Origin of the sequence: Chitinimonas sp. (assembly GCF_041904975.1) — a bacterium.
In the GTDB taxonomy this organism is placed as follows: domain Bacteria; phylum Pseudomonadota; class Gammaproteobacteria; order Burkholderiales; family Chitinimonadaceae; genus Chitinimonas.
Genome location: NZ_JAYRLZ010000095.1, coordinates 1 through 14,725 on the forward strand (window position 1 = coordinate 1; position 14,725 = coordinate 14,725).

At 66.2% G+C, this 14,725-nt stretch carries 11 protein-coding genes; 3 read left to right on the forward strand and 8 right to left on the reverse strand.

The genetic code is table 11. From position 1 onward, the window contains the following. The 7 genes from ACE3OH_RS10775 to ACE3OH_RS10805 all read right to left on the reverse strand — a co-directional run. On the reverse strand, positions 1 to 285 hold a 285-nt coding region (locus ACE3OH_RS10775; RefSeq protein WP_374351933.1), incomplete at its 3' end, for an iron chelate uptake ABC transporter family permease subunit. Then, entirely contained in the window at positions 282 to 1,208 is a 927-nt protein-coding gene (locus ACE3OH_RS10780) for an ABC transporter substrate-binding protein (protein WP_374351936.1), read from the reverse strand. The genes ACE3OH_RS10775 and ACE3OH_RS10780, both read right to left, overlap by 4 nt. After that, entirely contained in the window at positions 1,205 to 2,032 is an 828-nt protein-coding gene (locus tag ACE3OH_RS10785; protein ID WP_374351939.1) for a siderophore-interacting protein, read from the reverse strand. Before ACE3OH_RS10785 ends, ACE3OH_RS10780 begins: the two co-directional genes overlap by 4 nt. Positions 2,033 to 2,045: 13 nt before the next feature. Next, positions 2,046 to 6,005: an amino acid adenylation domain-containing protein gene (locus tag ACE3OH_RS10790; protein WP_374351941.1), complete on the reverse strand. Its 3,960-nt coding sequence runs from the start codon at positions 6,003 to 6,005 to the stop codon at positions 2,046 to 2,048. 1 nt (position 6,006) lies between these two features. Then, the gene (locus ACE3OH_RS10795) at positions 6,007 to 6,882 is read right to left on the reverse strand and encodes an isochorismatase family protein (protein ID WP_374351944.1); all 876 of its coding nucleotides are present in this window, start codon (positions 6,880 to 6,882) and stop codon (positions 6,007 to 6,009) included. Then, positions 6,879 to 8,531 (reverse strand): (2,3-dihydroxybenzoyl)adenylate synthase, encoded by a 1,653-nt coding sequence (locus ACE3OH_RS10800; protein WP_374351947.1) that lies wholly within the window; start codon positions 8,529 to 8,531, stop codon positions 6,879 to 6,881. Before ACE3OH_RS10800 ends, ACE3OH_RS10795 begins: the two co-directional genes overlap by 4 nt. Further along, complete coding sequence (locus tag ACE3OH_RS10805) at positions 8,528 to 9,712, reverse strand: isochorismate synthase MenF (protein WP_374351950.1); 1,185 nt, start codon at positions 9,710 to 9,712, stop codon at positions 8,528 to 8,530. The genes ACE3OH_RS10800 and ACE3OH_RS10805 overlap by 4 nt, the downstream gene beginning before the upstream one ends. A 222-nt stretch (positions 9,713 to 9,934) precedes the next feature. Between ACE3OH_RS10805 and ACE3OH_RS10810 the strand changes: the two genes are divergently transcribed. The 3 genes from ACE3OH_RS10810 (at position 9,935) to ACE3OH_RS10820 (ending at position 14,376) form a co-directional block, all read left to right on the forward strand. Continuing rightward, the gene (locus tag ACE3OH_RS10810) at positions 9,935 to 11,854 is read left to right on the forward strand and encodes a TonB-dependent receptor domain-containing protein (RefSeq protein WP_374351953.1); all 1,920 of its coding nucleotides are present in this window, start codon (positions 9,935 to 9,937) and stop codon (positions 11,852 to 11,854) included. Positions 11,855 to 12,186: 332 nt separating this feature from the next. Then, positions 12,187 to 13,245, forward strand: coding sequence for a 3-deoxy-7-phosphoheptulonate synthase (locus ACE3OH_RS10815; protein ID WP_374351956.1), 1,059 nt, complete (start codon positions 12,187 to 12,189; stop codon positions 13,243 to 13,245). A gap of 273 nt (positions 13,246 to 13,518) precedes the next feature. Beyond that, positions 13,519 to 14,376, forward strand: coding sequence for a CheR family methyltransferase (locus ACE3OH_RS10820; RefSeq protein ID WP_374351959.1), 858 nt, complete (start codon positions 13,519 to 13,521; stop codon positions 14,374 to 14,376). A gap of 102 nt (positions 14,377 to 14,478) precedes the next feature. Here the strand turns inward: ACE3OH_RS10820 and ACE3OH_RS10825 are convergent. After that, on the reverse strand, positions 14,479 to 14,725 hold a 247-nt coding region (locus ACE3OH_RS10825), incomplete at its 5' end, for a hypothetical protein (RefSeq protein ID WP_374351963.1).

A 14,725-nucleotide genomic window follows, 5' to 3' on the forward strand; every position in this document is an offset into this window, starting at 1 on the left:
GAGCGCCGCACCGGCATTGACGCCAAGCAAGCCCGGCTCGGCCAGCGGATTGCGGGTAAGCGCCTGCAACAGGCTGCCGGCGGTAGCGAGCGCACTGCCGACCAGTAGCGCCGCCAGGGTGCGCGGCAGGCGCAGCGCCAGCAGCGTGCCGGCGCTATCGCTGTGATGCAGCAGCGCAGCAGCGCTATCGGACAGACCCGGGCCGGCACCGAGCAACAGCGACAGCAGCAGCAGGCCGGGCAAGGCGGCCAGCAGCAGCACGCTCAGCAGAGGGCGCGCCCTCATGAGCGCGGCTTTGCATTGCCGGCAAGCAGATGCTGCTCCAGTTCGGCCAGCAAGGCGCGGGCGGCCAGCGGGCCACCCAGGCTGGTCCACAGCGAGCCATCCACCGCCGCCATATGGCCTTGCCGCACCGCCGCCAGCTGGCGGAAGGCCGGATTCTGCTGCGCCGCCGCCAGCGCATCGCTGGCCGGGCCGCTGGCGGCCAGGGTGCCGATAAACAGCCAGTCGCCATCGATGCGCTGCAGGCTTTCCATGCTCAGCGGTGGCGAATGGGCGATGCCGGGCTGGTCCTGCCCGGCCGGCCGCTGCAGGCCGACATCAGCCAGCACCCGGCTGGCAAAGGCGTCGCGCAACATATAGGCCGGCCCCTGCGGGTTCCAGCGCACCACACTGACGCGCGCGCCGGCCGCCTTGCCGAGCCGCTGGCGCAAGGCGGTTGCCTGTTGCTGGTAGCTGGCCAGCGCTAACTGCGCCTGGGCCGAGCGGCCGGTCAGCGTGCCGATGCGTTGCAAGGCGGTCTGCCAGTCCTCCCCCAATTGGTAGCTGATGGCCACCGGCGCGATCTTTTCCAGCTGCGCCAATAGTTGCGGGTCGGGCAGGCCGCCAGCCAGGATCAGATCGGGCTGCAGCGCCAGCACCTTGTCCAGCACCGGGCTGGCAAACTGGCCCACCGGCGCGATGCCGGCACTGGCCTGGCCCAGATAGCGCGGCATGCCGCCCTGGCCGCGCCCCAGGGTGGCGCCGACCGGCTTGATGCCCAGCGCCAGCGCCGCATCGAGATCGAGCTCGGACAGGGCAACAATGCGGCGCGGACTGTCGGGAACGACCAGCTGCCGCCCCTGCGCGTCGCTCACCGTCTTGCCGGCAGCCAGGGCCGGCAGGGCCAGGACGAGGGCGAACAGGCTGGTGATCAGATGGCGCCTCATGCCTGCTGCTCCGTCAGTTCGTCCATGATGCGATGGCGCTCGGCATGGTAGGCCTCTTCGGTGTAGCGATCCTTCCAGTAGGGCACCGCATACAGCAAGGCCGGCGGCAGCTGGCGCGCGGCCAGCAGGAAGTCACGGATCGCCACCACCTGGTTGCTCTCGCCAGCCAGCGTTACCGATACCTTGCCGGGCGGCCATGGCAGCTGGCGCACCGCATCGAGCAAACGCGTGCTGGAGCCGGCCGGTGCGCCCTGGCGATCCAGCCAGCACACCGTCACGCCGCTGGGTGCCGCCAGCGCGATCCTTTCTGCCTGACTGGCGACCTCGATCAGCACCCAGCCCTTGGCCGAGGCCGGCAAGGCGGCCAGTACCGCTGCCAGCGCCGCCAGAGCGCTCGGGTCGCCGATCAGCAGGAAGTAATCGGCGTCGGCCTGATGGCGCGCCGGGCCACCGGGGCCGGCCACGCCGATGGCGCTGCCGATTTGCGCATGGCTGGCCCAGCGCGATGCCGGGCCGTTGTCGCCATGCAGCACGAAATCCACATCCAGCTCAGCCGCGTCGGCCCGGTAAGCCGCCACGGTATAGGTGCGCGAAATCGGCCGCAGCTCGGCCGGCGGCCAGATCGGGCCATCCGGCCCCAGGGTCGGCAATACCGGCTCGGCCTGCCCGTCGCGGGCCAGCAGGAGCTTGATATGACTGCCGTCCTCGCCTTCGGGAAAGCCGGCCAGATCCGGCCCGGCCAGGGTGATGCGCCGTAGATGCGGGGTTAAATCGGTGATACGCCGCACCCGTAACAGGCGCGGCGGGGTTCTGGGTTTACTCATGATGCTTCCTTGATCAGATAGAGGTTGCGGCAGCCGGCAAGCGCGCCGCCAGCGCCGGGCCGATGGTCTGCAGCGCCAGCGGGCTGGTCATGGTGGCGTGGCTGGCGTCGACGTCGATGCAGTCGATATCGCCATGGATCCACGCTTGCCAGTGCTGCCAGTCCGGGCCCCCGCCGGGGCGGCGCGTGGCGCGGAACAGCAGCAGATCGCCGTGATAGCGCGGGGTGGCATGGCTGCGGAATAGCTGCATGGTGTGCAGGGCCACGGTTTGCAGATTGCTGATGCGGGCCGCATCGAAACCGGCCAGCGGACTCCCGGGGCGGCGCAGCAGGGCCAGCATGGCGTCGATGCTCAGCGGCTGGCCGGCAGCATCGCGGGCGCTGTCGCCGCTGATATCGAGCAGGGCTTCCAGCGCATCGCGCTCGCAGGGCGGCGGCTTGCCGACCCAGCATTCGGCCGGATAGGCATCGAGCAGGGCCAGCATATCCACCTCCTCGCCCGCTTCCTGCAAGGCCACCGCCAGCGCCTGCGCCAGGGCGCCGCCCGACGACCAGCCCAGCAGGCGATACGGCCCTTGCGGCTGCACACTGCGCAGGCTGGCCATGGCCGCCTCGACCTGGCTGGCAAAGCTGGCCGGCAAGGCGCCGCTGAGGCCCGCCGCCTGCAGGCCGTACAGCGGCACGCGAGGCAAGTAGGGCGCCAGGCCGAAATAGCACCAGGCCAGGCCCTCGGCCGGATGCAGGCAGAACAGGGCCGGCCCGTCACCGGGCTGGATGGTCAGCATGGGCGCAAACGGCGAGCCGGTTTCGGGTGGCCGATGACCCGTTTGCGCGGCGCGACTGCGTTCCAGGCTATGCGCCAGTGCCGCGAGGCTGGGATGGCTGAACAGCGCCGCCACCGTCACCGCCTGGCCCAGCCGCTGTTGCAGGCGATTGGCCACCTGGATGGCTTGCAGCGATTTACCGCCCAGGGCAAAGAAGTCGTCATTGGGCGCCAACGGGCCGCAGGCCAGTACCTCGCGCCACACGGCGGCAACCTGCCGCTCCATCTCGGTGAGGATGCTGTCCTGCGCAGCCGCCGGCGCGTCCGGCTCGGCCTGTTGCAGCAGTGCGGCCAATTGCGGGCGGTCGATCTTGCCATTGGCGTTACGCGGCAAGCTGTCCAGCCAGCGATAGACGCCGGGCACGGCGACGGCCGGTAGCTGTTGCAATAGCTGGCTGCGCAGCGCGGCGACCTCGCTAGCCGGCTGCGGTGGCTGCGGATGCATCACCACAAAGGCCACCAGCCGCTTGATGCCACCGGCCAGCGTCTGGCCCAGTACCGCCGCCTCGCTGATGCCGGTACAGCGCAGCAGCGCGCTTTCCACCTCGGCCGGGGCGATGCGCTGGCCGCTCAGTTTGAACTCATCATCGAGCCGGCCCTGGTAGTACAGCTGCCCATCGGCAGCGAGGCGAGCCAGATCACCGGTGCGATAGGCACGCGGGCTACCCGGCAGGCTAGGCAGCGCCACAAAGCGCTGGCGGGTTTCAGCGGCATTGCCGGGGTAGCCGCTGGCCAGCACCGGGCCAAGCACGCATAGCTCGCCGATCTCGCCCAGCGCCACCGGCTGCAATTGCCCATCCACCACCAGCAGGCTGACGCCGGGCAAGGGCCGGCCGATCGGCAGCACTGCCGCCATGCTGGCCGACGCGTGCGGCCCGGCCAGCAGGGCGGTGCTGCAGATCACCGTGGTCTCGGTCGGGCCATAGCTATTGAGCAGCACAAGATCGGGCGGCGCCAGCCGGCGCCATTGCGCCAGCCGCTCGGCCAGCGCCGCTTCGCCGCCGATGATCAAGAGGCGCAGGCTGGCCGGCAGCTGCGGCTCGCCCTGGTCGAGGCAGTGCACCAGCTCATGCCAGAAGGCTGTGGGCAGATCGAGCACGCTGATGCGCAGGCGCGCACATTCGGCGAGAAAACGCGGTAGCGACATCAGCATGGCCTCGCTACGCAGCACCAGACTGGCGCCCTGGCTCAGGCTCAGGAAGATTTCCTCGACACTGGCATCGAAATGCAAGGGGGCGAACTGCAGCACCCGGTCTGCCGGGCCGAAGCGGTAGCGCTGGTTCGCTGCCGCCAGAAAATGATTGAGCGCATTGCGGGCAATCTGCACCCGCTTGGGCCGGCCGCTGGAGCCGGAGGTGTACATCAGATAGGCCGGCGCATCGGCCGGCAGGGCTGCCGGCGCCAACAGCAATTCACCGGAGCAGCGGCATTGCCCTTCAAAGCAAAGCAGCGGCACGCTGCCGGCCAAAGCGGCGTGCGCGGGCTCGGTGATCATCAGCTGCGGCGCCGCATCATTGAGCAGCTCGGCAATGCGGGCGGGCGGCGCGGCCGGGTCGAGCGGCAGATAGGCGGCACCGGCCCACAGTACCGCCAGCAGCGCTGCCACGGTCTGCGGCGCGCGCGGCACCAGGATCGCCACCCCCGCCCCCGGCACGACCCCGTGCCGGCGCAGGCGGCCGGCCAGCTGCTGTACCTGGGCCAGTAGCTCGCCATAGCTGACCACCGTGCCATCGGGCGTCTGCAAGGCAATCTGTTGCGCATGCAAGGCGGCATGCCGGGCAAAAGCGTGTAGCACATCGGGCGCCGGCTCGGCCAGGGGCTCGCCATGCACGATGGCAAGGTCGGCCTTGGGCGGGCGTGCGACGGCAGGCAAGGCCTGGGCCAAAGGCTCCCGCACATCGCGCCATAGCGCATCGAGCGCCGCGAACAGGCTTGGCTGCAAGACGGCCAAGCGTTCGGGCGGATAGGCATCGGGGTGGGCGTGCAGCGCGATGTGCATGCCGCCTGGCCCCGGCAGCAGATTGATCGCCAGGTCTTCCACCGGGCCGGCGGCCAGCGCCAGCGGCTGCGCCGCCAGCTCGCCGAACGCCAGGGTGCGCTCGAACGGCATCAGGTTCACCACCGCGCCAAACAGGCGCTTGTCGCCACCGATGCGGCCCAGATCGCGGCGCAGCTGTTCATGGCGATAGCGCTGGTGCGGCCGGATGGCGCGCAGCTGTGCAAGCAGCTGCTGCACCAGGGCATCGAGGCCGGCGTTCGGGTCGATAAGCAGCGGCAGCGGCACGATATTCATCGCCATGCACGGGCGATTGATCGCCAGCGAGCCAAGCCGGTTCATCACCGGCCAGCCCAGCGTCTGCGCCGCCTCGCCGCTTTGCTGGTACAGCCAGGCGGCGATGGCCGCCACCAGCAGCACCGGCGCATCCACCGCCAGCGCCCTCGCCGCCTGCTGGCAGGCGTGCCAACTCGCCTCGGGCAATTCGCCCGCCAGTCGCGCCACCCGATAGGCCAGCGGGCGCGGCGGCGCCAGCAGGGCCGGCGGCTTGGCCGCTGCCATGGCCTGTAGCCAGAACGCCTGATCGCGCAGCCAGGCGGGCGACTGGCGATACGCCTGCTCCTCGTCGATCAGTGCTTGCATGCCCCAGTCCGGCAGCGCGGCGGCCTGGTCGCGATAGCGCTCGGCCAGCGCCTGGAACAGCAAGGCATAGCCATAGCCATCCAGCGCGATATGGTGGGCTGCCAGCCATAGCCGGTGATGATCTGGCGCCAGCTTGAGCAAGCCGCAGCGATACAGGGGCCCCACGGTCAAATCGGCCGCTTGCTGCAGCTGGCCGTCGATATGAGCTTGGGCGGCTTGCTGCGGCTGCACATGGGTGGACAGATCCAGCAGCGGCAGGCGCCAGTTGTCGGCCAATGGCTGCGGCGTTTGCCAGAGCTGGCCGGCGTCGTCGCTGCCAAACACCATGCGCAAGCTCTCGCAATGATCCAACAACGCGCGCATTGCCCGCTCCAGCCGGGCAAGGTCGAGCGGGCCACGCAGATCAAGCGCCTCGGCGGTCCAGTAGCTCGGGTTGGCCGGGTCCAGCGCCTGGCCGAACCAGATGCCCAGCTGCGCCTGGCTGAGCGGTAATCGCGGCAGGGAAATGGTCAACTCAGCCTCCCCGGCCCTGGCTCAGCAAGGCCCACCAGTGCGCCAGGGTCGGCTGCTCGCCCAGCTGGGCGAAGCTGACACTGGCACCGGCAGCCCGCCAGCGCGTAGCCAGCGTCATCAGGCGCATGGAGTCGAGCCCAAGGTAGAGCAGATTGTCGTCTGGCTGCATCTCGCTCGGGCTGAGCTGCAACAAGCAGGCCACTTCGGCGACTAGCGCTGCCTGACTGGCCGGCAATGATGCGCTGGCAGCTTGGATGGCGGCGATCAAGTCGGCGCTTGCCATTACCATGCCGCAGCGGCCAGCCACATAGTCGAGCGCCATCGCATGCTGCTCGGCCGAAAAATCGGCCAGCGCATTACCGGCAAAAAAGGGCTGGATATCGCGCATAAAGGCGTCGGCCGCCGTCATCAGGCAGCCGATATGGGCATAGACGCCGCAGATGATCAGCTGATCGCGCCCGGCGGCCTGCAGTTGCGCGGCAAAATCGCTGCGGACAAAGGCGCTGTAGCGCCATTTATCCAGCACGGTATCGTGCGCACGCGGCGCCAGGGGCGCGACGATGCCGGCGCGCTCGGGCCGGGCGGTAATGCCACTGCCCCACCAGTCCTGCAGCAGGCCACGCTCGGCCGCGTTTTGTACTGCCGGCTGGGCGGTGTAGTACACCGGGATGCCGGCCGCATCGCAGGCGGCGCGCAGCTGGCCGATATGGGCCAGCAGGCTGGTGATCGGCTCGGCCGCGCCATCGAAAAAGTCGAGGAAGTAATCCTGCATATCGTGGATCAGCAAGGCAGCGCGCTGCGGATGGGGCTGCCAGTCGAGCCTGCGTGCCGGCATGGTCTGCGGCATGGCATAGGGGGCGATTTTCGGGATGGTCATGCGATCTCCTGGGGAGTAAGCGTGGCGCTGCGGGCAGACAGCCGGGCAGCGATGCATTCGCGCAAGGCACGCTTGTCGACCTTGCCGACCGCCGTCTTGGGAAAGGCGTCGACAAACTCGAAACGGTCGGGAATCTTGTAGCCAGCGAGGCCACGCCGGGCGAGAAAGCCGGCCAGCTCCGCCGCGCGCAGGCAGGCGCCGGGGCGGGCAATGACAAAGGCGCAGCTTTTTTCGCCGAGATAGGCGTCGGGCATGGCAACCAGGGCGGCATCGAATAGCTGTGGATGCGCCAGCAAATGGCCTTCCACCTCTTCGGCCGCCACTTTTTCGCCACCGCGATTGATCTGATCCTTGGCCCTGCCTTCCACCTGCAAATGGCCGCTGGGCAAGCGCCGCACCAGATCGCCGGTGCGGTAGAAACCATCGCTGGTAAAGGCACGCGCATTGTGGGCAGCGGCACGGTAATAACCACGGATGGTGTAGGGGCCGCGCGTCAGCAGATGGCCAAGCTCGCCATCGGGCAGATCGACATCGTGATCATCCACTACCCGCACCTCATCGTCGGGCGAGATCGGCCGGCCCTGGCTGCCATACACCAGCTCGGGCGGATCATCATGGCGGGTGTAATTGACCAGGCCCTCGGCCATGCCGAACACCTGTTGCAAGCGGCAGCCAAGCTCGGCCTCGATGCGCCGGGCCACCTCGGCATCAAGGCGCGCGCCGCCCACCTGCAGGCAGCGCAGGCTGCGCAAAGCCTGGGTCTGGCCGCGAGCGCCTTCCAGCCACAGCTTGGCCAGCGGCGGCACCAGGGCGCAATCGCTGACCGATTCGCGCGCGATCAGGCTGAACACCTGATCCGGCAGGGCAGTGCGACTAAGCACCACACAGCCGCCGGCGTGAAATACCCCGAGGCTGCCAGGCGAGCTGAGCACAAAGTTATGCGCCACCGGCAACACGCACAGGTAGACACTGTGTTCGCTCAGGCCGCAGATGTCGGCACTGGCGCGCACGCTGTAGAAGTAGTCGTCGTGGCTGCGCGCAATCAGCTTGGGCAGGCCGGTACTGCCACCCGATAGCTGCAAAAATGCCATTTCGCTGGCGGCCGGCGGCATGGCGGCGACGGTGACTGGCTGGTACAGCGATTCAAACTCGGTGAATTCGCCCGCATCGCCCACTACGATCACCTGGCGCAGGCTGGGCGCCAGCGGCAACACCTCGCGGGCCAGCTGGCGGTAGTCAAAGCCGCCATCGCAATCGGCGATCACATAGGCAGCCGCTTCGGCCTGCTGGCAAAAATGGACGATCTCGGCGCGGCGGTGCGCCGGCAGCGCCAGCACCGGCACCAGTCCGAGCCGGAACATGGCAAACAGGGCGACAAAGAATTCGCCGATATTGGGCAGCTGCAGCACCACCCGTTCGCCGCGCTGCAGGCCTAGTTCCTGCAAGCCAGCGGTCCAGCGCGTGCTGCGCGCATCCAGCTCGGCATAGCTCCAGCGCCGCTCGCCGCAGACGATGGCAGTGCGCTCAGGCCAGCGCCGGGCGCTGTGCTGCAACAGCTGGCCCAGGGTTTCGCCGCGCCAGTAGCCGAGTGCGCGGTAGCGCTCGACAAATTCGGCGGGCCAGCCGGGAATAACATCCGCGAAGCTCATGCCGCCTCCGTATCGACATCCACATCCAGCCCCATCGCCAGCAGCATGGTACGCAGCTTGGCGCTGGTCTCGGCCAGCTCCAGTGCCGGCTCGGAGCCGGCGACAATGCCGGCGCCGGCATATAGCGTGGCGCTGTCCAGACCCAATTCGGCGCAGCGTATGGTGACCGCCCATTCGCCATCACCCTCGGCATCGCACCAACCCACCAGGCCGGTGAAGTAACCGCGATCAAAGCCTTCCACCTCGGCGATGAAATCTTGCGCGGCTTCGGTGGGGTGGCCACACACCGCCGGGGTCGGGTGCAACGCCAGCGCCAGCGCCAGCGAGCTGTGCGCCGGATCGGCCAATTCGCCATGCACCGCACTGGCCAGATGCCACATGGTTGGCGTGGCATGCAGCTCCGGCTCAGCCGGTACCTGTAAAGACCTGCAGAACGGCCGCAGCGCCTCGGCCACCGCATCGACCACCAGGGCGTGTTCGCGCCGATCTTTCGCCGAGCGCAGCAGCGCTGCTGCGCGGCGCTGGTCTTCCTGTGGATCGCTACTCCGGGCGATCGAACCGGCCAGCGGGCGGCTGCTCACCATGCGGCCGCGACGCGCCAGCAATAGCTCGGGGCTGGCACCGAGCAGGCTGCGCCCATCGTCCAGCGCCACCGCAAAGCGATATGCCTGGGTATTGGCCTGGTAGAGCTGGCGCAGCAGCGCCTGCACATCGATACGGGCCTGCAGGGTAAGGCTGCGCGATAGCACCACCTTGTCGAAGCGCCCCTTGGCGATCGCCGCCAATGCACTGGCGACGTTGTCGCGATAACGCTGTGGCGCCGGCGCCATGGCGGTGCGCGACGCAACGGTATTCACCGCAGCAGCAGTGGCTGGAAGCATATCGCCGCGCGCAGTCAGCAGGGTGTGCTCGGGCAGGATCAAGCGTGCCGGCGCATCGGGACGGAACGGTACCGCGCCGATCAAGCGCGGCGCGCGCACGCCGTCACGGCAGGCATCGGCCAGCAAGGACGCCGCAGCAGCAGCCAGACGATTGCTGGCGCAGGCCGGCAGGCTGGCGCGCACGCCCTGCGCCAGCATCGCCTGGCTGGACGAGGCAAAAAAGCTGCTGCCCGCCTGGTACTGGCCAAGCAGATCATCGACGGCCAATGGCGCGGCGAAGCGGTGAATCCGGTCGTTCATCTCGATCCTCCTCGATTTCGGGTATGCCCAGCGCCGCCAGGCCGCCTTGGCACTGGCACCGGCTGGCACGGCGCTCGCATCCTAAGCCGAAATCACATTCAAATGCAAATGAGATTGACTCGCATTTGTATTTTTAGGCATGATGCGATCCAGCAAACGGCCGGGTAGGCGCAAAGCCTGCACTACAGCCATTCACCCACCTTTGAATCGAGAAGTTCTGCCATGTCCAAGCGTCACTCCACCCCACTGAAACCCCTTGCCCTGCTGCTGGCCGTAAGCTTCAGCCCACTGGCGCATGCCGAAGTCGGCGTGCTCGATACCGTCAGCGTCACCGCCCAGCGCGGTAACGACACCAATACCGTGGTGCGTAGCCAGCGCATCGAAGTGGAGCAGGCCAGCAGCCTGCGTGATCTGTTCAAGCAGACGCCGGAGGTGGATGTGGCCGGTGGCCTGGGCGTCAGCCAGAAGCTGTATGTACGCGGCATCGGCGAGCGCATGCTGGCTGTCACCATCGACGGTGCGGCGCAGCCGGAATCGGCCTATCACCACAATGGTCAGGTGATGGTCGAGCCGGAACTATTGAAGCGCGTCGAGATCGAGGCCGGCACCGGTGCCGCCACCGCCGGACCGGGCGCCCTGGCAGGCGCCCTGCGCTTTACCACCAAGCGTGCCGACGATCTGTTGCGAGCGGGCCAGCGCTTTGGCGCGCTACTCAAGGGCGGCTATCAGGGCGCCAGCGAGGGACGCAAATACAGCGCCGCCTTGTATGGCAAGCTGACCGACAGCCTGGGCGTGCTGGCCAGCATCAGCGAATTCGATAGCGATGACTACCGCATAGGCGGCGGCGGGCGTGTCGCCAATAGCGCCAGCGATATCAGCAATCGCTTTATCAAATTCGACGGCCAGCTCGATGGCGGCCACCGCTATGCGCTGGCCTATGAGCGCTATGCCGACGAGGGCCTGCGCAACAAACGAACCAATCTGGCACCGGCGCCATTCAACCCGAGCGAGCGCCAGCGCAGCAATCGCGATTCGACCACTTTCAACTACGACTACGCACCGGGCAGCGCCCTGCTGGCTCTGCATCTGACCGCCTACCAGAACAAGAACGAAGTGCACCTGGCCATGGGCAAGCCTACCGAGGAGACTGCCGGTACGCGCAGCCGTGGTTTCAATATCAGCAATGTGTCACGCCTCGCCGGCCATAAGCTCAGCTATGGCTTTGATTACCGCCGCGACACCGGCTTTGCCAAGGTGCCGAAAACGCCGCTCAATGACGAGACTGCCACGGTGAAGGGCCTCTACCTGCAAGACGATGTCGCGCTGGGCGAGCTGTTTGCGGCTGGCATCGGCGCCCGCTATGACCGCTTCGACTATGTGGATGCCCAGGGCCAGCGTTTCGCCAGCAATGGCGCATCGCCCTCGGCCAGCTTGTCCTTCATGCCGAACGAGCAATGGACCGTGCAGCTGAGCCATGCCCGCGCCCTGCGCGGCGTCGGCATCGTCGAGCCCTTCCTCAAGCAGTTCCAGGACAACGACGCCCATATCGATGCCGAAAAAGCGCGCAATACCGAACTGAGCCTGCAATGGCAAAGCGGCGTGTGGCGCGCCAACCTGGGCGGCTACCAGCAGGACATCGACAACTACATCGGCTACGACGACTACCGCGACAATATGGGCAAGGTACAGGTGCGCGGCTATAGCGCCAGCGCCGGTTACCAGGGCGACCGCCTGGCGGCCAGCCTGGGTGTATCGAGCGCCAAGCCCCGGTTGAATGGCCAGCCGCTCAGCGATGGCGATGCATTGCTGCTCGGTAATAGCACCGGTCGCAGCTGGGTGGCGCAGGTGGACTACGCCCTGCCGGCACTGCAGCTCAAGCTGGGCTGGACCGGCCGGCTGGTGCAAAAGCTGGAAGCCGCTGCCGGCCAGCGCGCCAAGGCCGGCTACGGCGTACACGACATCTATGCCCAGTGGCTGCCTACGGGCAAAGACGACTTCACTGCCACCCTCAGCATCAAGAACCTGTTCGACAAGCTGTACTACGACCAGGCCAGCTTTGGCTATCACCCGCGCTGGGGCAAGCTCGCCGGCTTTGCCGAGCCGGGCCGTGATATCCGCCTGCAATTGGCTTGGCGCATGTAAATCGCGCCTCGCTTGAACGCAAGCTACGAGCAGCCGCCAGGTACAACCAGGCCTGCCAGCTGCTCAGCCTGCCGAATTGCACAACCGGTTTGCGCAGGCCAAGCGGAACGCCGATCGCGCTCCCCCCTCGAGGGCGGGGCCGGGGAGAGGGCGATGGATCTTGCCCCGGTGCTTGCCGACTACGTGGCAAACCCGCTTCGCCCAGCCATTCCCCGAGCCGGGCGGAGCGCAGTTGCCGATTTACCTGTTGCCATGCGAGCCGGGTCGATTTGCAACCGGCTCACACGCAACAGCACGCATCAACCATCCAACACCATCCATGCGAGGGACTGATGAAACGCGATCTGCCAGCAAGTGAACACTGGTCCGCCCACGCCGTAGCCGATGCCATGCCCTCACCCGCCGCCCTGCTGGCCAGCTTGCCGGCCAGCGATGCGGCGCTGCGTACCGTGCAGCAGGGCCGCTCGCATATCCGGCGGATTCTCGCTGGGGCTGACCCGCGGCTGCTGGTCATTGTCGGCCCCTGCTCGATCCACGATCCGGTGGCGGCACTCGACTACGCACAGCGCCTACGCCAGCTGGCCGAAGAATTGCACGAGCGCTTGTATCTGGTGATGCGGGTCTACTTTGAAAAACCACGCACCCGCCTTGGCTGGAAAGGCCTGATCAACGACCCGGGCCTCGATGGCAGCTACCGCATTGCCGAGGGCATGCACAGCGCCCGCCGCCTGTTGCTCGCCATCAACGAGCTGGGCCTGCCGGCTGCCAGCGAAGCGCTCGACCCGCTATCGCCGCCCTATCTGGCCGACTTGATCAGCTGGATGGCAATCGGTGCACGCACCACCGAATCGCAAACCCATCGCGAAATGGCATCCAATCTGCCGATGCCGGTGGGCTTCAAGAATGGCACCGATGGCAGTATCGACATCGCCACCCACGCCATCGAAGCCGCCGCACGCGCCCATGCCTTTCTCGGGCCGGATACCGCCGGCCGCATCAGCATCGTGCGCAGCCCCGGCAATGCGGATGGCCATCTGGTATTGCGCGGCGGTGCCGGCGGCCCCAACTACGATGCAGCCAGCGTCGCCCAAGCCCTGGCCGCACTGCAGGCGGCGCAACTACCGCGGCGCCTGATCATCGATTGCGCCCATGCCAATGCCGGCAAACGGGCAGAGCAACAAGCCCTGGTCCTGGCCGATATCGCCCAGCAACGCCGCGCCGGCAATCGCGCCATTGTCGGCGTCATGCTGGAGAGCTTTGTGCATGGCGGCAATCAGCCGCTGCCGGCCGATACCCGCACGCTGCGTTATGGCGTATCCATTACCGACCCCTGCCTTTCGTGGGAAGCCACCGAAGCCGCTTTGCGCACACTTGACTGCAGACTTCGCTGAACAAGCCATTCCAGTCGCTAGCGCCAGCTACATACCAATCAAGGCGCTGGCCTATCGGCTGACTGCTTCTCTTGCGCCGGAATAACAGGTGGGGTGTTAGCAGCAGCGGTTTAACCGCGCAGCCCGGCAGTTCAGTGTCACCCTTGCCGGTTACCGGCAGACGATCGACGACCTAGCCCAACTCGATTCTTAGCGCTGGCTGGCGTATGCCCGAACCTTGTTCCTACAATGGTGAGTCCATACCGGCCCCTTGCGGCCCAGGGGAAGCGTGCCATGAAAGACCAAGCCAGTCCGCCATTCAACCTGCCGCAAGGCTTGGCTAGCGGCCCACGCGAATTCAAGTTCACCCAGCAGGACTTCGAGCGGGTAAAAAAGCTGATTTACGATTACGCCGGCATTTCGCTCAACGACAGCAAGCACGATATGGTGTATGGCCGCCTGGCCAAGCGGCTGCGAGCGCACAATCTGTCGAACTTCCAGGACTACCTTGCCCTGCTCGACCGTGGCAACGAGGCGGAGTGGGAAGCGTTTATCAACTCGCTTACCACCAACCTCACCTCATTTTTCCGCGAAGGCCATCACTTCCCTATCCTGGCCGACCACTTGCGCGCTCGCAAAACCAAGGCACCACTCAATATCTGGTGCTCGGCCTCCTCAACCGGTGAAGAGCCTTGGTCGCTCGCCATTACTGCCGCCGAAACATTCGACAGCCTGCGCCCGCCGGTAAAAATCATTGCAACTGATCTCGACACCAGCGTATTGAAAATCGCCCAAACGGGTGTCTACGGGCCAGACAAGCTCGACAAGCAATCACCGGCGCAGCTGAGCCGATTTTTCACCAGACGCGCCGACGGACAATACGAGGTCAAAAGCGAGTTGCGTGACATGATGACCTTTCGCCGCCTTAACCTGATCGACCCGGTCTGGTCGATACGCGGCCCCTTCGACGCAATCTTTTGCCGCAATGTGATGATCTACTTCGACCGCGCCACCCAGCACCGCATCCTGCAACGATTTGCCCCACTGATGCAGCCCGACGGGCTCCTATTCGTAGGCCACTCGGAAAACCTTTACCACGCCAGTGAGTTGTTCAAATTGCGCGGGAAGACGGTGTATGAGCGGTTGGGGTGAGTGGCTAAGTGTCGGCGGTGAAATAACTACCCGCCGGTAGTGAAGCTATTATATTTGATCATGAAGACCAATAAAAAAGCGCCATCTAGTGGCGCTTTCTTATTACTGATTGATCAGCTCACGCCACGATACCCGTGACTGATTCAGCACACTACCAGCAGTAAACTTGTACGTTTGCTGTCCGCCCTGCAGGTCAGACGTCTGAAATACGACATTCTTATTGGCCAACTGAATAAGCCGTGGATCAGCGGAAAAGCCAAGCGAGTTAAAAATCGACGCTGTAGCATTACCATTTCCATCTACTAGAAATGAACGACCCAGGCTACCTTTCCGATATCCACGCACATAG